This window comes from Paeniglutamicibacter sulfureus (assembly GCF_039535115.1).
In the GTDB taxonomy this organism is placed as follows: Bacteria; Actinomycetota; Actinomycetes; order Actinomycetales; family Micrococcaceae; genus Paeniglutamicibacter; species Paeniglutamicibacter sulfureus.
Genome location: NZ_BAAAWO010000001.1, coordinates 3213652 through 3232859 on the forward strand (window position 1 = coordinate 3213652; position 19208 = coordinate 3232859).

The 19208-nt window shown below is 65.4% G+C and carries 20 protein-coding genes and 3 tRNA genes; 17 read left to right on the top strand and 6 right to left on the bottom strand.

Going from position 1 to position 19208, the window contains the following annotated elements:
* The first annotated feature begins 5 nt into the window (after window positions 1–5).
* From ABD687_RS14685 to ABD687_RS14700, 4 genes are all read left to right on the top strand, one after another.
* Complete coding sequence (locus ABD687_RS14685) at window positions 6–695, top strand: O-methyltransferase (RefSeq protein WP_310290087.1); 690 nt, start codon at window positions 6–8, stop codon at window positions 693–695.
* Between the two features lie 92 nt (window positions 696–787).
* Complete coding sequence (locus ABD687_RS14690) at window positions 788–1309, top strand: GNAT family N-acetyltransferase (RefSeq protein ID WP_264270520.1); 522 nt, start codon at window positions 788–790, stop codon at window positions 1307–1309.
* Complete coding sequence (locus tag ABD687_RS14695; protein ID WP_377700284.1) at window positions 1302–2180, top strand: spermidine synthase; 879 nt, start codon at window positions 1302–1304, stop codon at window positions 2178–2180. Before ABD687_RS14690 ends, ABD687_RS14695 begins: the two co-directional genes overlap by 8 nt.
* A 129-nt stretch (window positions 2181–2309) precedes the next feature.
* On the top strand, window positions 2310–3443 hold the full coding sequence (locus ABD687_RS14700; protein ID WP_310290086.1) for a class I SAM-dependent methyltransferase: 1134 nt from the start codon (window positions 2310–2312) through the stop codon (window positions 3441–3443).
* Between the two features lie 90 nt (window positions 3444–3533).
* Here ABD687_RS14700 and ABD687_RS14705 read toward each other — a convergent pair whose 3' ends face one another.
* Window positions 3534–5006, bottom strand: a complete 1473-nt coding sequence (locus tag ABD687_RS14705; RefSeq protein ID WP_264270522.1) for an NCS2 family permease — start codon at window positions 5004–5006, stop codon at window positions 3534–3536.
* Window positions 5007–5175: 169 nt separating this feature from the next.
* On the opposite strand from ABD687_RS14705, the gene ABD687_RS14710 reads away from it, so the two are divergent.
* Window positions 5176–6150, top strand: coding sequence for a universal stress protein (locus ABD687_RS14710; protein WP_264270523.1), 975 nt, complete (start codon window positions 5176–5178; stop codon window positions 6148–6150).
* Between the two features lie 84 nt (window positions 6151–6234).
* Here the strand turns inward: ABD687_RS14710 and ABD687_RS14715 are convergent, their stop codons facing one another.
* Entirely contained in the window at window positions 6235–7941 is a 1707-nt protein-coding gene (locus tag ABD687_RS14715) for an NlpC/P60 family protein (protein WP_310290081.1), read from the bottom strand.
* Window positions 7942–8395: 454 nt separating this feature from the next.
* Entirely contained in the window at window positions 8396–8767 is a 372-nt protein-coding gene (locus ABD687_RS14720) for a metallopeptidase family protein (protein WP_264270525.1), read from the bottom strand.
* A gap of 184 nt (window positions 8768–8951) precedes the next feature.
* Between ABD687_RS14720 and ABD687_RS14725 the strand changes: the two genes are divergently transcribed.
* The 8 genes from ABD687_RS14725 to ABD687_RS14760 all read left to right on the top strand — a co-directional run bounded on the left by ABD687_RS14725 (window position 8952) and on the right by ABD687_RS14760 (window position 11743).
* A tRNA-Glu gene (locus ABD687_RS14725) sits at window positions 8952–9024 on the top strand.
* Between the two features lie 80 nt (window positions 9025–9104).
* Window positions 9105–9178: transfer RNA gene (locus tag ABD687_RS14730), tRNA-Asp, on the top strand.
* A 55-nt stretch (window positions 9179–9233) separates the two neighbouring features.
* Window positions 9234–9309, top strand: a tRNA-Phe gene (locus ABD687_RS14735).
* A 260-nt stretch (window positions 9310–9569) separates the two neighbouring features.
* Window positions 9570–10007, top strand: a complete 438-nt coding sequence (locus ABD687_RS14740) for an Asp23/Gls24 family envelope stress response protein (protein WP_310290075.1) — start codon at window positions 9570–9572, stop codon at window positions 10005–10007.
* The gene (locus tag ABD687_RS14745) at window positions 10004–10195 is read left to right on the top strand and encodes a hypothetical protein (protein ID WP_310290073.1); all 192 of its coding nucleotides are present in this window, start codon (window positions 10004–10006) and stop codon (window positions 10193–10195) included. The genes ABD687_RS14740 and ABD687_RS14745 overlap by 4 nt, the downstream gene beginning before the upstream one ends.
* Window positions 10192–10557 (top strand): hypothetical protein, encoded by a 366-nt coding sequence (locus ABD687_RS14750; protein WP_264270528.1) that lies wholly within the window; start codon window positions 10192–10194, stop codon window positions 10555–10557. The genes ABD687_RS14745 and ABD687_RS14750 overlap by 4 nt, the downstream gene beginning before the upstream one ends.
* On the top strand, window positions 10557–11132 hold the full coding sequence (locus ABD687_RS14755; protein WP_310290068.1) for a hypothetical protein: 576 nt from the start codon (window positions 10557–10559) through the stop codon (window positions 11130–11132). The genes ABD687_RS14750 and ABD687_RS14755 overlap by 1 nt, the downstream gene beginning before the upstream one ends.
* A complete protein-coding gene (locus ABD687_RS14760) occupies window positions 11129–11743 on the top strand; it encodes an alkaline shock response membrane anchor protein AmaP (protein ID WP_264270530.1) in 615 nt (204 codons plus the stop codon). Before ABD687_RS14755 ends, ABD687_RS14760 begins: the two co-directional genes overlap by 4 nt.
* Window positions 11744–11753: 10 nt before the next feature.
* Here ABD687_RS14760 and ABD687_RS14765 read toward each other — a convergent pair whose 3' ends face one another.
* From ABD687_RS14765 to ABD687_RS14775, 3 genes are read right to left on the bottom strand one after another with little or no spacing between them, the layout of a single operon-like run.
* Window positions 11754–12755, bottom strand: coding sequence for a YdcF family protein (locus ABD687_RS14765; RefSeq protein WP_310290065.1), 1002 nt, complete (start codon window positions 12753–12755; stop codon window positions 11754–11756).
* A gap of 48 nt (window positions 12756–12803) precedes the next feature.
* Window positions 12804–13655, bottom strand: a complete 852-nt coding sequence (locus tag ABD687_RS14770) for a DUF8083 family protein (protein ID WP_264270532.1) — start codon at window positions 13653–13655, stop codon at window positions 12804–12806.
* 3 nt (window positions 13656–13658) lie between these two features.
* Complete coding sequence (locus ABD687_RS14775; protein WP_264270533.1) at window positions 13659–14462, bottom strand: exodeoxyribonuclease III; 804 nt, start codon at window positions 14460–14462, stop codon at window positions 13659–13661.
* A gap of 239 nt (window positions 14463–14701) precedes the next feature.
* On the opposite strand from ABD687_RS14775, the gene ABD687_RS14780 reads away from it, so the two are divergent.
* The 4 genes from ABD687_RS14780 (at window position 14702) to ABD687_RS14795 (ending at window position 19183) form a co-directional block, all read left to right on the top strand.
* Window positions 14702–16201, top strand: a complete 1500-nt coding sequence (locus ABD687_RS14780; RefSeq protein ID WP_264270534.1) for a CoA-acylating methylmalonate-semialdehyde dehydrogenase — start codon at window positions 14702–14704, stop codon at window positions 16199–16201.
* Window positions 16202–16206: 5 nt separating this feature from the next.
* Window positions 16207–17280 carry an enoyl-CoA hydratase/isomerase family protein gene (locus tag ABD687_RS14785; RefSeq protein WP_264270535.1) on the top strand — a complete coding sequence of 358 codons (1074 nt, stop codon included), beginning with the start codon at window positions 16207–16209 and terminating at the stop codon, window positions 17278–17280.
* A gap of 15 nt (window positions 17281–17295) precedes the next feature.
* Window positions 17296–18222 carry a 3-hydroxyisobutyrate dehydrogenase gene (gene mmsB / locus ABD687_RS14790; protein WP_302263241.1) on the top strand — a complete coding sequence of 309 codons (927 nt, stop codon included), beginning with the start codon at window positions 17296–17298 and terminating at the stop codon, window positions 18220–18222.
* Between the two features lie 145 nt (window positions 18223–18367).
* Window positions 18368–19183: an MBL fold metallo-hydrolase gene (locus ABD687_RS14795; protein ID WP_264270537.1), complete on the top strand. Its 816-nt coding sequence runs from the start codon at window positions 18368–18370 to the stop codon at window positions 19181–19183.
* Window positions 19184–19208: the final 25 nt, after the last annotated feature.

Below are 19208 nucleotides of genomic sequence, written 5' to 3' on the forward strand. Positions count from 1 at the left end.
CAAGCATGGACACCTCCGCGACCTCCGCCAACCCGGTCGACGTCGACAAGTTCCTGGTGGAAAAGTTGCTGGCACCGGAGCCGGAAATGGCGGCGGCGCGTCGGCGTGCCCACGAGGCCGGGCTGCCCCACATTGAAGTCAGCGAGATGCAGGGGAAGTTCCTGATGTTGCTGACCCAGATCGCCGGTGCCAAGCGCGTGCTGGAAATCGGCACGCTCGGCGGCTACTCCACCACCTGGCTGGCGCGCGGCGTGGGCCCCGAGGGGCACGTGACCACCTGCGAATACGAGCCGCTGCATGCCCGGGTGGCCGCTGACAACCTGGCAGCCAGCGGGGTAGAGGACAGGGTGGAGATCCGCATCGGCGCAGCCCTCGACACCCTCGACTCCCTGCTGGCCGAGGACGGGGAGCCGTTTGACCTGTTCTTCATCGATGCCGACAAGGAAAACAACGCGCACTACATCGACCTGGCGATCATGTTGGGCCGTCCCGGCAGCGTCATCGTGGTGGACAACGTGGTGCGCGAAGGCGCCGTGCTGGAAGAAGGGGACCCCCTCACCGATGCCGGGCGCCTGGTCAACGGCGTGCGGAGGGGGATCGACGTCCTGGGTTCCAATCCGCGCGTGGATGCCACGGCCCTGCAGACCGTGGGCGTCAAGGGCTGGGACGGCTTTGCCGTGGGGATCATCCGCTAGCAGGTCCCGGTGCGCCCTCATCCCCGGTGGCGCCCCTTGATGTGCATCACGGCTTTCGTCCCCCGGCCCCCGAAGCACATAGGCTTGCCCCTGTGACTACAGAGCCCTACGCCATTCGACTTGCCGTACCCGAAGACATCCCCGCTGCCCTTGAGATGAAGCTGCAGGCGTGGGAAGAGACCTATGGCAGCCAACGTCCGGAATCCTTCTTTGCCAACGCCCGCGCTTCCCTCGAGCAGCAGGGCGACTGGTGGATCCGTGGACTGGCCCAGGGCGCCGAGCTGTGGATCGCCACGAACCCCGCCGGGGACATCGTCGGAATTGCCGGAGGCGGTCCGGCTGCCGAGGACGATGCCGACACCGGGATCGACATCGAGCTGCAGCTCCTCTACGTCCTGGCCGCCGAACACGGCACCGGGCTGGGCCGGCGGCTGCTTGACACCGTGCTGGGGGAACGCGCAGCCGTGCTCTGGGTCCTCGAGCACAACTCGCGCGCCCAGGCCTTCTATGCCAAGCACGGATTCGATGCCGACGGCCGGATGGAACCGCTGGCCGACGACTGGAGCGGACTGAACGAAATCCGCATGGTCCGCCGTGGCGCACACCGTGGCTAAGGGCAGGAACAAGCGCGGCGGCAACCTCGCCACCGCAACGGCCAACACGCCTGCTGCACCGCAGGACGGTCCCGTCGAGGGGATCTACCCCATCGACACCGGCACCGCGGAACTTGAACGCGACCATTATTCGCCCACCGGCTGGCTGCTGCGGATCAACGACGTGCCGTCTTCGCACGTGGATCTTGCCGCCCCCGGACATCTCGACTTCGAGTACATGCGCTGGATCGCCGCACTCATCCGCTCCCGCTTCAACCCCGGGCAGATCGAGGCCAACGGGCACAAGCTCCGCGCCCTGCACCTGGGCGGCGGCGCCTGCTCCATGGCGCGCTGGGCGTCGGTGACCTACCCCAACGCGCGCCAGGTCGTGGTGGAGCTGGACGGCAAGCTCGCCGCGCTGGTGCGCGCCTGGTTCGACCTGCCGCGCGCGCCGCTGTTGCGCATCCGCGTCGGGGAGGCCGGAGCCGTGCTGGCAACGCTCACCGACGCCACGCGCGACCTGGTGATCCGCGACGTCTTCGCCGGGGACCAGACCCCCCGGGACCTGACCACCCTGGCCTTCACCGCCCACGCCGCCAGGGTCCTGGATGAGACTGGCCTGTACATCGTCAATTGCGGGGACACCCCGGCACTGGAGAATGCCCGGCGCGAGGCCGCCACCATCGGCGCGGTCTTCAAGCACGTGGCCATCGTGGCCGACCCGACCATGCTCAAGGGCAGGCGACACGGCAATGTCATCATCGCCGGTTCCAACGCGCCGATCCCCGCGGGTCCGGAGTTCATCCGGGAACTGCTTGGCGGCGGAGTCCCTGCCCAGCACTGGGACGATGCCACGGTGCGCGCCTTCGCGCGCCACTCCACCGCGGTGTAGCGCGGCCGCAGCCCGCTTGGTGCGGCAAAGGGTGCCCGCCGGCCGCTATAGGCTTGGGGTTCACAGGGCCTTTTGCCTACCGCGGTATCCACCCCACCACCCACGTTGAGCAGGAGCGCCAGCACCGCCATGAACACCCCCGCAACAGTTTCCTGGACACACGACGGCCTGGAAAAGGCGGCGCTGTGGTCCTCGGCCAATGACGTTCCACCGCCCAAGGCCATCGTTGAGGTCGACGACTCACTGGGAGCCGACGACGCCTACCGGATGGCGACCAACGGCACCGGCATGCTCTTCACCGGGGACTACCACAACGCCCGCCAGCTGCTCAGCGCCATCGCCCGCCGCATTCCCGCCGGAGGCAAGGCCAAGCGCACCGCCGCGGCACCCACGACCGCCGAGCGCTTCTACAAGTACCGCCAGGCACGCACGCACCGGGCGCGGATCCTGTCGATGCTGCTGGTTCCGGTGGGCCCCGGCCCGGCCGTTGCACTGCGCCGCGCCCCGGATGTCACCGAGGCCTGGACCAATGCCTTTGGGCAGGTGGCCGAACCCGTGGTGGTTTCCCTGCAGGAACTGCTCGGCGCGATCGGCGCCCAGCAATGGCGCACCACCGGGCTGCACGTCGCCGCGCTGGATGCGAAGATCCACCCGCACTACGGTACCTTCGCCCCGGTGCGCGGAGAATACCTGGACCTGGTGGCACGGGCAGAGCTCCCCGGCCTCGGCCGGGCGTTCGACATCGGCACGGGCACCGGCGTGCTTGCGGCCATCCTGGCCACGCGCGGCGTCACCGAGGTCATCGGCACCGACTCGCAGGAACGCGCCGTCGCCTGCGCGCAGGCGACCTTCGCCTCGCTCGGGCTGGGGGAGCGGGCACGCGCAGTGCAGCAGGACATGTTCCCCGATGGAAGGGCCGATGTGGTGGTGTGCAATCCGCCATGGCTGCCGGGAACCCCGCAGACACTGCTTGACTACGCGGTCTACGACCCCAAGTCGGCGATGCTGCGGGCCTTCCTTGCGGGGTTGCCCGACCATTTGGCGAAGGATGGGCAGGGGTGGCTGGTCATCTCGGATTTGGCCGAGCGGCTGGGGCTGCGCACGCGCGCGGAGCTGCTGCACTGGATCGAGGGTGCCGGCCTGGCGGTGCTGGGACGCGAGGACACCGTCCCCTCCCATGGGCGCGCGGCCGATACCTCAGACCCGTTTCACGTGGAACGCTCGGGCGAGGTCACCTCGCTGTGGAAACTCGGCGTCAAGTAGCCATTTCCCGCCAACGGGGGGGACAGCAAAGCGGGCAGGGGACTTTCGTCCCCTGCCCGCTTCATTGGTTTTCGCGCGTGGCCTGCGTGCCTAGATGCCGATGGCCTGCTCGATGACGCCGATACCGAAGAACAGCACGAAGGCCCCCGCGACGACCCACATCAGCGGGTGTACCTCGCGGGCCCTGCCCTGGATCGAGCGGATGAAGACGAAGGCCACGAAGCCCGCACCGATGCCGTTGGCGATCGAGTAGGTGAAGGGCATCAACACGAACGTCAGGAACGCCGGGATGGCAACGCCCCAGTCGTTCCAGTCGATCTTGGAAACGTGCGAGATCATCATGAATCCAACGACCACCAGAGCCGGGGCGACTGCCTCGAACGGCACCAGGTGGATCAACGGGGTCAGGAACATGGCGGCCAGGAACAACACGCCGGTGACGATGGAGGCCAGGCCCGTGCGGGCACCCTCGCCGATGCCCGCGCCGGATTCGACGTAGATCTGGCTGGAGGAGCCCGAGGCCCCGCCGCCGACCACTGCGCCCATGGCGTCGACCAGCAGCACCTTGTCCACGTCCGGGATGTTCCCGTCCTTGTCCACCGTCCCGGCCTCGTTGGCCAGGCCCACCATCGTGCCCATGGCGTCGAAGAAGATCGACAGCAGGATCACGAAGGCCAGCAGCAGCGCGGAGGTGGCACCCAGGGTGCTGAACGCACCGAAGACGTTGGCCTCGCCCACCAGGGACAGATCAGGAAGTGCCCAGGTGGGCATCGAGGGGGCCACCAGCGACCAGCCCTGCGGGTTGGCCGTCCCGGTGGCGGCATCGAAGGAGGGGCCGATGTCGAACACGGCCTCGAGGATGTTCGCCAGGATCGCGGAGACCACGATGCCAATGAGGATGGCACCCTTGGTCTGGCGCACCACCAGGGCGATGGTGAGCAGCAGGCCGACAATGAAGACCAGGATCGGCCAGCCGGTCAGCGAGCCGTCAAACCCAAGGCCCACCGGGACCGTGGTGCCGGCGGCATCCGGGACGCGGCGCACAAAACCGGCATTGACCAAGCCGATGAGGGCGATGAACATGCCGATGCCGACCACGATGGCCGACTTGAGGCTGGTTGGCACGGCGTTGAACACCGCGGTCCGGAATCCGGTGAGCACCAGCACGAGCATGGTCACACCGGAAATGATGACGAGTCCCATGACGTCGGGCCAGGTGAGTCCCGGGTTGGCGGCAACCGTCACGGCGATGAAGGCGTTGACGCCCAGGCCCGCGGCCATGGCGAACGGGTGCTTGGCCCACGCGCCCATGAGGATGGTCATGATGCCGGCGACCAGGGCGGTGACCGCGGCGACGCGGGCCGAGCCCAGCGAGTCTCCGTTGGAGTCGGCGCCGGAAAGAATGAGGGGGTTCAGCACCACGATGTAGCTCATCGCGAAGAAGGTGGCGAAGCCGCCACGGATCTCCCGCGAGTAGTTCGAGCCGCGTTCGGTGATCTTGAAATACCGGTCCAGACGTGACACGTCGGTCCTTGGGGGGAGGGTCTTTTCCTGAGGGGACATGTGGGAATTATAGTTCGGCTTTACGCCCCTAGGCGAAAAATCAGGGGAGAAATGCGCCACGCTCAACGGCAGATAGACCCACGTCACACTGTGGTAGACAATGGGAGTACGGGACCTCGTACGGGGAAGCCCGCGAGGACTCAGACCGTGACACGTAGGAGTGAAGACGATGAGCGAAAACAACAAGGCCCAGGGTGACGCCGAGGTCATCGAAGGAATCGTTGTTGGTGTCGACGGTTCAGACCAGGGCCTCTGTGCCCTGAAATGGGCGGCGCAGGAAGCCAAGAGGCGCGGAAGCGTCCTGAATATCGTGACCGCCTATACGATCCCGGTCTTCGCCGCCTCCTCCATGGATGCCGGTTACGCCACGCTGGATGACCAGTTGATCCGCAACGGCGCGGAGGAAGTCGTCCGCCAGGCGCGGGCCACCATCACCGACGAAAACATCACTGTGCGCACCTACATCGAGTCAGGCGACCCGGCGGGGGTGCTGCTGGACCTAAGCCGCCAGGCCGAGCTCGTCGTGGTCGGCACCCGTGGCCGCGGCGGCTTCGTGGGAAGGCTGCTCGGCTCGGTATCCAGTGCGCTGCCGGCGCACTCCAAGTGCCCCACTGTCGTGGTGCCACTGTGCGTATCCAAGCGCGACGAGCACGACACCCAGGTCCAGGACCGGGTTGTCGTCGGTGTCGACGGATCCGACCGGGCGCGCCTGGCCGTACTGGTGGCCGCCGAGCTGGCAGCCACCCGCGGCCTGACGCTGCGCGTGGTGTGTGCCCTGGCACCGATCAGCGGAGCGCTGGCCTGGATGCCGGCAACAGTTGACCAGGAAGCGGTCACCGCCGACGTGCGCCACCAGATGGGCATCGGCAAGGCCTGGCTACAGAGCCTGTTCCCGGGCCTTGAGATTGAAACCGATGTCATCGACGGCGCTCCGGTGGAGATCCTGATCCGCGAATCCGAGACCGCACTGCTGCTGGTGACCGGCTCCCGCGGTCGCGGCGGTTTTGCCGGGATGTTGCTGGGCTCCACCAGCCAGGGCGTGCTGCACCACTCCAAGGGTCCGGTCATGGTGGTCCCCGACGGGGATGACCCGCGCTTGGCCTCCCGCCAGGAGTTCGAGGACAGGGCCAACGGGGGGCTCTAGGCTTCCTTGACCACCAAATGAGTGAGGGCCGGGCAACCAATGGTTGCCCGGCCCTCACTCATTTGATCTTGGTGCGGTGAATCCTTAGTAACGTCCCGCGTAGGGGTGCAGGTTGTTGATGTAACCCAGAGAGGTGACTGAGATGCCGCTAGCGGGGTTGCGTGCATGCAGGACCTGTCCGCCGCCCAGGTAGATGGCGACGTGGTAGAACGAGCTGCCTCCATTGGAGGAGGAGAAGACCAAGTCGCCCGCGCGCAGCTGGCTCAGCGGGACCTTGGTCGGCGCGGCCGCATATTGCTGCGACGAGGTTCGCGGCAGGTTGATGCCTGACTTGGCATATGCCGCTTGGGTGAAGGACGAGCAGTCGTAGAAGTCCGGGCCGTTGGCGCCGTACCTGTATCGCTTGGATTCGTCGTTGGCGATCATGTGGCCCCAGGAGAAGGCCGCGTTGTAGCTGCGTGACGACTGGGGAGCCTCGGACTCCTTGGTGGGCTCGGGCTTGGGTTCCGGCTTTGGCTTGATTGACTGCTTCGGAGCCTGCGGAGCGATCGTCGGCTTCGGTGTTGGCGTCGGCTTGGGCTTGGGCTTGACCGTTTCCTTCGGCTTCTCGGTCTCGGGAGCCGGCTTGGGCTTGGGCTTAACCGTTTCCTTCGGCTTCTCGGCCTCGGGAGCCGGCTTGGGCCTGGGCTTGGCCGTTTCCTTCGGCTTCTCGGCCTCGGGAGCCGGCTTGGCGGTTTCCGTTGGCTTTTGGGGTTCGGGAGCAGGCTTCGGAGCGGACTTGGATGGCTCCGGATCTTCCTTCTGGGGAATCGCTACGGAGAGCTGTGGAGGCTTGGGCGCGGAGGGCTTGGGAACCAGCGAGTTGCCCTGCGGGCGTTCAGTGGGGACCTTCGGCGGGGCCGCCAGTGGCTTGATCTCGGGTGCCTTGCTCAGCTCGACCTCTGGGGGTGCGGACTGGGGCTCATTCTCGATCAGTTCCTGGAGCTTTTTGGCTTCCGCAGCAGCTTCCTTGGCGGCAATGCGCTCGGTTTCCTCGCTGGCGTCGACCTCGTGCAGGTACGCCAACTGGCCGATGAGCTCTTCGCGGATTTTTTCCTGGGGAGCAACGGAGTCTTGGAAGCTCGAAAGCGTCGATGAGGCCGCTGCCGCGGCGGTTTGCTGGGCGCTGGTTGCTTCGTCGGCGGCCTTGGCCGCTGCGGCGGCATAGTCCTGCCAGGCAGTCCAAAGAGCTGCGGCGTCCTCGGCGTTGCTGACGGTCAGGGTGCGGTTGGCACTCAGTGCGTCCATGGTGGAAGCCTTGTAGAGGACATCGTTGTCCTGTGAGTCTTCCAGCAAGGTCATAACGCCGGGATTGATGCCGCCATTGCGGTAAAGGTTGGATGCCAGTTCCCCGACATCCTTCTTGCTCGAGAGCAGGTATTCGGTGGCCTTGTCCGCTTCCGCGGCGGCTTCCGCAGCGGCCTCGGTGCGTTCGGCGAGCAATTCATCAGCGGCCAGCAGGTTGTCCTGGGCATGCAATGCGGCTGCCTCGGCAGAAATGATTCCTTGGCGGCCGGATTCGATCTGGGCTTCGAGTCGCTCGACCAGGGAGTTGAGCGCCGCCGGGTCAGATTTAGCCGCGTCCAACTGCGCTCGGGTAGGGAGCTCGATGCTGGAGGTGCCGGGCTCCGCCACGATGGTGAGGGCGCTCGGAGCGATTGGTGCCGCTGTTGCCGGCAGTGCGCCCGTGAAGCATGTGGCAGCCAATGCAAATGAGCAGGCGGCGACGCCGAGTGTTTCCCTGATTGCCATGCCTTGATGTTCCTTACCTCGGCGATCGGTTAGCAAGTCTCGCAACAGGCGCGGGAAATACGGCCGAAACGGTGCGGCCAGATCGCTGCTTCCTATAGCACCCTATGGGAAAACTATTCACACTGGCAACACCAGTCACTTCAATAACGGCAATTACAACAGTGTAATTATTCGTCAATTTGCGCGGCATTTTGGAAAACTTGGAATCGAACTCGTTAACTCGCAGGAATAGAGGCAGGTCAGGCCGGAGTGTTGCATCATCGTCACGAAGCGATGGAGGCGTTGGAAGCGCGTCGGGGGATGGATTAAGTCCGGATGAACATCCGCCCATACAGGATCAAGGGGCCTGTTGCCCCAGGCGAAGGAACCCGGCTTTCCACTACGGAGCGATGTCCGCCTTGATCGGTGCGCCTAGCGTGCGCGGTACTAACCGGCCCCCGCGAGGTGTAGAGCCCTAACCCCAGCCAAGTTCATGCAGTCGTTCGTCATCGATGCCAAAGTGGTGGGCAATCTCGTGAACGATCGTGATGCCGACTTCTTCAACAACCTGCTTCTCGGTGGAGCAGATTTCGAGAATTGCATTCTTGAAAATGGTGATGCGGTCGGGCATGGCCCCGGCGCCCCATCCCGAATCGCGCTCCGTCAGTGATGTCCCCTCGTAAAGACCCAGCAATTTAGTCGCCGGGTCTTCGCTGGGTAGGGGCTTGTAGGCATCCTCGATGAAGATGGCGACGTTTTCCATCATGGCAAGGAGGGCCTCGGGGATTTCATCCAGGGCACGCTCGGCCACCAGTTCAAACTCGTCGTCAGTCATTTCGTACGCCATGCGTTGCACTCTACCTAGCTGCCGTCCTGATTTCCGGCGGCCGTTCGACGACTCGAAGGGGCGGGATGAGGCGCAAGCGGGGTTGTGTCGACTGTCACGCGTGTCCGGTTTTGCACGGAGGGAAGTTTGCCTCTATAGTTATTTGAGTCCACTGCGGCGGAGTAATCCACGGCAGAGGTTCCTGGCCCCCATCGTCTAGCGGCCTAGGACACTGCCCTTTCACGGCAGCGGCACGGGTTCGAATCCCGTTGGGGGTACGCACGAAATCTGGATTTTGCTCGAGCGAAATGCTCTGGTAGAGTTCTTGTCTTGTGAGCGAGGGAGACTTCGCGAATAAGGCCCTGTAGCGCAGTTGGTTAGCGCGCCGCCCTGTCACGGCGGAGGTCGCGGGTTCAAGTCCCGTCAGGGTCGCTTAGGTTTTTCGGTTCGCCGGAAGATCGGGTGATCATCTAGCCTGATGATGCCAGGCTCTGTAGCTCAGTTGGTAGAGCGTTCGACTGAAAATCGAAAGGTCACCGGATCGACGCCGGTCGGAGCCACCATCAAAAACCCCCCTTGGAAACAAGGGGGGTTTTTGCTTTGTCCACGCGAATGTTGAAGCCCGACTTGTGTGGGCCAAATAGGGGCAAGAAATTGGGTCGGCCCTGGGCCTGCCAAGGTCTTCCGATTCTTGGCGAAAGGCATCGGAATAGTTCCCGGAACCCTTGCCCACCTGCCGATTCTTGCGATGTCCATCACATTCGGTTGTAGGCTGGTGGCGTACGCCGAGCATGATGAGGCGAGCGCAGAGAGGACCGGACCCATGGATCATGAACTTTCGGTGCATAGCTTGCCCGAAACCGAAGCCAGCGGAACCACGAGGATCACCGATCTTGCCGTGGCGAAGGTTGCCGCCGCCGCCGCCCGAGACATTCCGGGAGTGCATTCGCTGGGATTGGGAACCTCGCGGGCGTTCGGCGCCCTGCGCGGCGCCGTGGGTTCCGCCACGGAACCAGCACATGGCGTCAGCGTGGAAGTCGGATCGCGGCAGGTTGCCATAGACCTGGTCCTCACCGCCACATTCGGCTATCGCCTTCACGATCTCGCGACGGCGGTGCGCGAGGCGGTATTCAGAGCCGTCCAGGACCTCACGGACTTCGAGGTTATCGAGGTCAATATTGAAATCGGAGACGTGCATATTTTCGCCTCCGAACCCGTCTCCGAAAAGCGACGCAACTCTGCAGGGGAAGGACCGGCATGAATGCAACACTCATTGGCGCACTTCTGGGGGCCATCCTGGCCTGGGCTGCACTGGAACACGGCTTGGGGGGTTTCCTTCTGATGGCGCTGTTCATGGCGGTCGGTGCGCTGGCGTCCAGGACCGTGCGCGGGCGCGTCGACATGCGCGCGATCCTTGATGCCCTGACCGGACGACGATCTTCGTCATGAGCCAGAGTGCCGTTTCGCCGGTTCAGGATGCGGGGTCAGTTCCCCGCGCGGGTCACACCCGGGTCAATGCGCAGGCACTCACCGCCACTGCACGCGCTGTGGCTGCCAACGTCTTTGGCGTCGAGGCCGGCCTGGTGCGGGCGTTTCTCCGTGATGACGCGGGCTACCTCGCGCTGACGGTCCACCTGCCCTTGCCGCTGTCGGGCACCTCAGGCACTGCCGGATCCACCGTCCTGGACAGGGTTCGCGACCGACGCGCGGAGATTGGCGAACAATTCAGCGGGCTGACCGGCTCCCTGGTCAGCCGGGTGGACGTACGGGTCACCGGGATCGTGGGTTCCGCCGCGGAACGGAGGCACTGATGGGACAGGAGCACACGGACATCAGGGAGCGCGAGCTCACCAGCGGCCGTTCGCCGGCGGCCGTCACCGTCGCGTTGCTGATCTTGCTGACATGCATATACGTCCTGCTGGAAACGGCGCTCAAGGCCCTGGGGCAGGAACCCTTGCTTGCCGCCCCGGATACCTGGTGGAGCCGGGCGTCGGCGCTACCCGGTGGAAGTGAAATCGCAGGGCAGGTGGCCGTTGGCCTGTGCGTCATGGTCTTTGGCCTCGTGCTGCTGGCGCACGGGCTGCGCCGCGGGCGACGTGCCCGCCACGCACTGGCCTGCGAGGACGGGGTCCTCATTGTCGATGACCAGGTGCTGGCCGCGGGGCTGGCCCGACGCGCCCGCGCGGAAGCCGGCGTTGGCCGTGGACAGGCGCTGGTCACGGTGCACCGGGACCGAGTCGAGGTGCAGCTCAGCCCAACCTCGGGAATACCCGTCGACTCCGCACGTGTCGTTGCCGGACTGGAGGACGAGCTGCGAACTAACCTGGTGACTCCATTGCCGAAGGTCTTTGTCAGGGTTGCCGAGCGCGGGGTGATCGGCCAATGAACCGCACGCCACGTCTGCTCAACCGGATCCTGCTGGCCGTCCTGGGTCTGGCGTTGCTGGTGTGCGGCGCGCACATGGTGCTGGCTGCCCTTTCACCCGGCTATGCCGATGGGTGGCGACAGGTCGCCGGCCAGCTGGGTGCGCGAACCAACGAGGTGCTGGCGGCCACCACCCTGCCGGGACAGCGGGAATCCTGGATGTGGATCCTCATCTCGGCGTTGCTGATCTGCTTCATCCTCTTAACGCTGTGGTGGATCGCGGTGCAGGGCAGCGGCAGGGGAGGCGACTATGTTTCGGCCTATTTTGACGACGAACCGCTGCCCGGCAGGGTGGAGATATCCCAAAACGCTGTCGAGCAGGCGCTTCGGCACGTCCTGGGGCGGCGCCACGACATCATTTCGATCGGCGTCAGTGTCTGGGTTCTGGAGCCGGAGGCCGGGCTGCGGATCAAGATCCAGCCCCGCAAGGGCACGGCTCCGGGCCCGCTGGGCCGGGAAGTTGCCCGCGCCGCGAAGCTGGTCCAGCAGTCCATGGGTGTAAGCGGGCCCGTGGTGGTTTACCTGGCTGTGGGCACCCGCTCCCGGTTCGCCCGGGTTGAACGCGTCCTGTAGCCGCTCTCGGTTAGCCCTGGCTTTTCATGACGGCCATGACCAGCAGCGCAGTGAATGCCATGAAGGGGAGGCACAACAGCGCGTGCAACCATCTGTGTTCCACCAGTACCGCCACATACTCGCGCAGGAAGGCACCGGGCAGATAGTGCTTGGCGGTCGGCGAGCCAACCACCTCGGCATCGACCCCCAGCCGACGTGCCAGCAGTGCGGCCCTCAGTGCGTGGTAATTGTTGGTGACCACTAGCAGCGGTCCGCAGCCCCCCGATTCCCGGAAGAGATGCGCGGAAAACGTGAGGTTTTCCTCCGTGTTCACGGCATTGTCCTCCACCACCACATGCTCGCGAGCCACCCCGGCGCCAACCAGGTAGTCCGTCATCGCCGTGCCCTCGGCCAGGACCCCGTCAGGGCTCTGTCCGCCGGAGGGGATCAGCAGCGGGCGAGGTGTGGTGCACCGGTAGATTTGCAGTGCCTTGTCCAGCCGGTTGCGCAGCAGTGGCGGGACACCACCGTCCTCCAGCCGCGAGCCCAGCACCACGATTCCCTGCGGGATCCCGGTAAAGGTCCTGCGCCCGTAGGCGACTGCGTAGGCACGAAAGACCACGAAGACCACGCCGAAGTAGCTGCAAAGGAAGAAGAGCAGGGCAGCCAGCCCGATCGCCATCGGCTTTAGCGTGAGCACCAGCAACAGGGCCAGGGGAGGCAAGGCGATGAGCAGCAGCCCTGCCACAAGGAACAGCAGGTTGCCCAGCCGCCGGCCCTCGGACTTGAGTATTATCACCCCGTTCCGAATCAGGGTCGCTGCCAGTGCCAGGACCGACAGCGGAGCCAGGGCCAAGATCCCCAGGAACACGTAGGACATGCCAGGGACCCAGCGGGAAAGCAGATTGCCAATTTCGATCAATGCCAGGTAGCAGGCAGCCACCAACACCACACCGTTGCGCAGCATCCGGCGGTCGCGGTGGCGCAGGTGGAAGTACAGGAAAATAAGCAGCAACGCTGGGACAAGGAACACTGTCCGAGACTATCAAGGCCGCACGGTGCCCCTGGTTGGGGTTGCAGGCTAGTTGGCCCGCGCGAGCTGGCGGACGGCCAGCCACCGGTTCGAGAGTCGGCGATAGGAAGCAGCGGCGCCGGTCATGTCGGATTCGGCCAGCGACTCGATGCCCAGGCGCAGGTCGTGGGGCGAATCGTCGGGCCAGACGAGCGCTGCAATGCGTCCGTAGTCGAGCTCGACCACCGACTCCTTGTCAAAGAGCTGCAGCCATTCGCTCAGCGCCGCAAGCTCGTCCAGAAGGTCCATTTCCGGGGCATGGATGGCCAGGGTTGCCGCGGCATAGCGGACCCGGTCCAATGCCTGCGGCAGCGGGGTGTAGATGCGGCTGGCGAGCAGTTCCTCCCCGTCCTCAATGACATCCACCTCGTCGTCCTCGTGCACCAGGATCAGCCAGCCAAAGGGGATGCCCCAAGTCGCAGTGCGGGTGTGCAGGTGTGCCAGGTCGTCGGTGAAGCGTTGCCGGTCCACGCGCAGCGCATTGGCCGCCCGGGCGGCATCGGGAACCAGCAGCTCCAGGAGCTGGGGGCGCATGGAGCCGTCGAGCTGTTCCGAGGCCAGGATGGTGCGGGTGGCCAACTGGTCGGGGCAATACAGGGTGTTGACGGTGCCGTCCCAGGTGGTGGTGACCAGTTTGCGGAAGGTCTCGGTGTGCCGGTGCGGGAACGGGTCGGAAGCCGGGCGGGTCAGGCGCTGCAATGCCGCGCATGCGCTGGCGTCCTCCATGGTTTCGCGGTTGATTCGGCCGCTGGCCACGGCCAGCCGCTGATCGGCATCCGAAAAGGCCCGAAGTGGTTCGAAAATGCGCAGGTACGAGGTCGGCGGGAGGGCCCGTCGGTTGGTTCCGTTGACCTGCACCATGGCCTAGTCCAGCTCCACAATCACCGGGACGTGGTCGGAGGCGCCCTTGCCCTTGCGTTCGTTGCGGTCGATCTCGGCACCAATCACGCGGGAGGCCAGCGCGGGGGAGGCCAGCGTGAAGTCAATCCGCATGCCCTCGTTCTTGGGGAACCGCAACTGGGTATAGTCCCAGTAGGTGTAGGTCTTGGGGGTGTCGGTATGCGGGCGGACCACGTCGACGAAACCGGTCTGCAGGAAGGCGTCGAAGGCCGCGCGTTCCGGGGCCGAGACGTGGGTGAGTTCATTGGCGATGAAGAAGTCGATGTCCCAGACGTCCTCGTCGCGCGGGGCGATGTTCCAGTCGCCCATCAGGGCAACCTGCGCCTCGGGGTTTTCGGCCAGCCAGCCGGCGGCCTGGGCGTTGAGGTTTGCGAGCCAATCGAGCTTGTAGGGCATGTGCTCGTCCTGCAGGGCGCGGCCGTTGGGCACATACAGGCTCCAGATGCGCACGCCGCCGCAGGTTGCGGCAATCGCGCGCGCTTCCTGCACCGGGTCCTTGCCGCCCTTGCCGAAGGCCGGCTGGTCTGCGAAGGTCCGCTCGACGTCGTCAAGGCCCACTCGGGAGGCGATGGCCACGCCGTTCCACTGGCTGAGGCCGAAGTGGGCGACCTCGTAGTCGTTGTTTTCAAACAACTCCCAAGGGAAATTCTCGTCCTTGCACTTGGTTTCCTGGATCGCCAGGACATCGACGTCGGAGCGGCGCAGCCAGTCCTCGACGCGGTCGGCACGGGCACGAAGGGAGTTCACGTTCCAGGTAGCAATCTTCACATACCCAACCTATCAACTCTCATCACGGCGGTCAGTTCTGCGCGACAGCGGGTTGCCGCCCCGATGAACACCGTCCGTGCCCCGGCGCACGGGCGGTGTGCGGCCATGGGGTGCGGGCGGGGGTGGCCAAGACCTAGCAATTTAGTAGGAAGTCCGAGTATATTTTTGGGTAACAGGCGTGGTGCGCATCACAGGCCGCTGCCGCGTTCAGGCGAATCTTGCATAGGAGCATCAATCACATGACCCGTGAACTGACCCACTACGTGGGCGGCGCCCACGCCAAAGGAACCTCCGGTCGCTTCTCCGATGTGTACAACCCCTCCACCGGAGCCGTGCAATCCAGGCTCCCACTGGCTTCGCCCGGCGAAGTCCGAGACGCCATCACCGTCGCCGAGGCCGCACAGGTCGAATGGGGCCAGACCAACCCGCAGCGCCGGGCCCGCATCCTTAGCAAGTTCGTCGAGCTCGTCTACGCGAACATGGATGAGCTGGCGGCGCTGCTGACCAGCGAGCACGGCAAGACGTTCCCCGATTCAAAGGGTGACATCCAGCGGGGCCTGGAAGTCATCGAGTTCTGCGCCGCCGCCCCGCACCTGCTCAAGGGCGAATTCTCCGACAGTGCCGGAACCGACATCGACGTGCACTCCCTGCGCCAGCCGCTGGGCGTTGTCGCAGGCATCACCCCGTTCAACTTCCCCGCTATGATCCCGCTGTGGAAGGCCGGACCGGCCCTCGCCGCGGGCAACTCCTACATCCTCAAGCCCTCCGAGCGCGACCCCTCCGTCCCGCTGCGGCTCGCCGAGCTCTTCACCGAGGCCGGGCTCCCGGACGGTGTCTTCAACGTCGTGAACGGTGACAAGGAAGCCGTCGACGCCTTGCTTGAGGACCCGCGGGTGAAGGCCATCGGCTTCGTGGGCTCGACCCCGATCGCCCAAAGCATCTACGCCACCGCAGCAGCCAACGGCAAACGCGCCCAGTGCTTCGGCGGGGCCAAGAACCACATGGTCATCATGCCCGATGCGGACCTGGAAATGGTGGCCGATGCCCTCATGGGCGCCGGATACGGATCGGCAGGCGAACGCTGCATGGCCATCTCTGTTGCCATCCCCGTCGGCGAGGCCACCGCCGACGCCCTGGTGTCCAAGCTGAAGGAACGCGTGGCCGGGCTCAAGGTCGGCGACGGCATGGACAAGGAATCCGACTTCGGACCCGTTGTGGCCCAAAGCGCCAAGGAACGCATCGAGAACTACATCCAGGTCGGCGTGGACGAGGGCGCCTCGCTGCTGGTCGACGGCCGCGGATTGAGCGTTTCGGGCCACGAAGACGGATTCTGGGTCGGCCCCACCCTCTTCGACAACGTCACCGAAAACATGCGCATCTACAAGGAGGAAATCTTTGGACCCGTGCTCTGCGTGGTGCGGGCCAAGGACTACGAGGAGGCCCTGCGCCTGCCCTCGGAGCACGAATTCGGCAACGGCGTCTCCATCTACACGCGCGACGGCGACACCGCCCGGAACTTCACCTCGCGCGTCCAGGTCGGCATGGTCGGGGTCAATGTTCCCATCCCGGTCCCGATCGCCTACTACACCTTCGGCGGGTGGAAGGCCTCCGGCTTCGGGGACCTGAACCAGCACGGGGCCGACGCCTTCCGCTTCTACACCAAGACCAAAACCGTGACCACGCGCTGGCCCTCGGGCATCCGCGAGGGCGCGAGCTTCGTCATGCCGGAAGGTAGCTAAGCGACGTGGACGAGCCGCAGATCCTTTCCGAAGTGCGCGGATCCCTCGGCGTGATCACGCTGAACCGACCGCGCGCCGTCAATGCCCTGACTGCTGGCATGGCCGCGACCATGCTCCAGACCCTCGGCGAGTGGGCCAGCGACCCGGCGGTGAGCCAGGTGCTGGTGCGAGGGGCAGGCGATCGCGGGCTGTGCGCCGGCGGCGACATCGTGGCGATCCACCGCGACATCGCGGCAGGCGGCAGGGAAACCGAAGCCTTCTGGGCGACCGAATACCGGCTGAATTCCCTGATCAATGCCTATCCCAAGCCCTACATCGCCTACATGGACGGTCTGGTCCTGGGCGGGGGAGTCGGGATTTCCGCCCACGGAAGCCACCGCCTGGTCACCAGCCGAACCCGCAGCGGGATGCCCGAAACCACCATCGGCTTTGTCCCGGATGTCGGCGGCACGTACCTGCTTTCCCGTGCCCCCGGGGAAACCGGCACCCATGCCGCGCTCACCGGCGAGCACCTGGGCGCGGCCGAGGTGCTCTACCTTGGACTGGCGGACCACCTCATCGACTTCGCCCGCGCCGAGGAGCTCTTCGCGGAACTTGAGCGCAGGCCGGTTGACGAAGTGCTGCCGGCATACCTCCTGCCCGTCCCGGCCTCGAACCTGGAGGCCTGGCGGCCTTGGCTCGATGACGTCTATGCGCGGCAGGATGTCGAGGAAATCGTCTCCGCGCTCCAGGAACTGGCAGACGACGGAAACGCTGAGGCCCAGTACGCCGTGGCGACGCTGGCGAAGAAATCGCCGACCGCGCTCAAGCTCACCCTGGCCTCGCTGCGCCGCGCCAGGGACCTGGGATCCCTCGAAGAGACGCTGGAGCAGGAATACCGGGTCGGGTTGCGTTGCCTCGAGTCCAGGGACTTCCCCGAGGGCATTCGTGCCCAGGTCATCGACAAGGACTACGCCCCGGCGTGGAATCCCCCCACCCTGGCCCAAGTGCGGCAGGAAGACCTTGATGCCTGCTTCGCCTCGCTCGGGGAGCGCGAACTCAAACTCAACCCACGCGCCCTGAGCGACGCGGTCGAATAACGCTGGAGGAAGAACATGTCTGAACAATCGCCCGCCTCCGCGGGCCGGATAGCATTCCTGGGGCTCGGGCACATGGGCGAGCCCATGGCCGTGAACCTCATCAAGGCGGGTTTCGACGTGGTGGGCTTCGACGTCGTCCCCGCGGCCGTTGACGCCGCCGTCGGGGCGGGCGTGCCATGTGCTGCCTCGGCCATCGAGGCCGCCACCGGCGCACGCATCGTGCTGACGATGTTCCCCTCCGGGGACATCCTGCTCGATGCCTACCGGGGCGTGGGCGAACCCGGGTTGCTGGAAAGCGCCCCGCCGAATACCCTGTTCCTCGACTGTTCCACCATCGACGTGGCCCAGGCCCGCGAGGCGGCGCAGCTGGCGCTGGCCGCCGGGCACCGGTCGGCAGACGCCCCGGTTTCCGGTGGCGTGGTCGGAGCCGAAGCCGGGACCCTGACGTTCATGATCGGCGCCGAGGAGGGCGATCTCGCGCACATCACCCCGCTGCTGGAGGTCATGGGCAAGAAGCTGGTGCACTGCGGCGGACACGGCGCCGGACAAGCCGCGAAGATCTGCAACAACATGCTCCTGGGCATCTCCATGATCGGCGCCGCCGAGGCGTTCGTGCTCGGCGAGAAGCTGGGCCTGACCCACCAGGCGCTGTTCGACGTGATCTCCACGGCCTCGGGACAATGCTGGTCGGTGACCACCAACTGCCCGGTCCCCGGACCGGTGCCGGCTTCCCCTGCCAATCGCGACTATGTCCCCGGTTTTGCCGGTGCACTGATGGCCAAGGACCTTGGCCTGGCGTTGAACGCCGTGGAGACTGCGGGGGTTGCCGCGCAACTGGGCCCAATGGCCGCACAGATCTACCGCAAGTTCGCCGATGAGGGCGGGGCCGGCCGCGACTTTTCCGGCATCATCACCGAGATCCGGGACAAATCGGGAGGCTAGGCAGGCCGGCAAGCCGAAGCGCGGGAAGGTCGCCCGGGTGCGGGAGCGTCTATGACGCGCCCGCACCCGGGGGACTTGACCTCAACGCACCTTGAGGTTCGTGGGATGTGACCACGACCTGCAAACCGAGGGGAAAGGGGCCCTGATGACCATCTTCAGTTGCTTAACCTGCGCCATTGAACACGGCGATGGCGCCGGCCCGCCCAAGAGCTGCGCGATCTGCGAGGACGAACGCCAATACGTGCCCGCGACGGGCCAAGCCTGGACCACCCGTGATGAGCTCGAATCCAAGGGGTACAAAATACTGGTCGAGGAACTGGAACCCGACCTCTACTCCGTCACCACGACACCGCGACTGGGCATCGGGCATCGCGGGCTGCTGATCCGCACTCCCGACGGCAACCTGCTTTTTGAGCCGCCCGGATTCATCGATGTGGCCGGTGCACTTCGTATTGACGAGCTCGGCGGAGTGGCGGCCATTGCCTCCAGCCATCCGCACCTGACCGGATCCTCGATCCAGTACAGCCATCGCTTCGGACATGTCCCTGTGTACGTTGCCGCGGCAGATGAGCAGTGGATCCGGCGCCCGGATCCGGTCATCAGGCTTTGGGAAGGAAAAGTCGAGATGCTCCCCGGCCTCTGGATGTACCAATGTGGCGGCCACTTCGCCGGAAGCAGCGTCGTGCACTGGCCGGCCGGGCAGAATGGTGCCGGGGTGCTGGTCAGCGGGGACACCATTGCCGTGGGGGGTGACAGGACATCGGCAAACGCCATGCGCAGCTACGTCAACAACATCCCGCTGCCCGCCAGTGCCGTTGAACGCATCCTTGGCATCGTGATGCCACTGGCGTTCACTCGGATGTACAGCGCCTTCGGCGTATTGGAACAGGACGCCCACACCGCTGTCAAACGGACGCTGCGCCGGTACATATCGTGGGTCAATGGGGATATGCCCGAATAATGGGACAGCCTGCACCAATCGACCA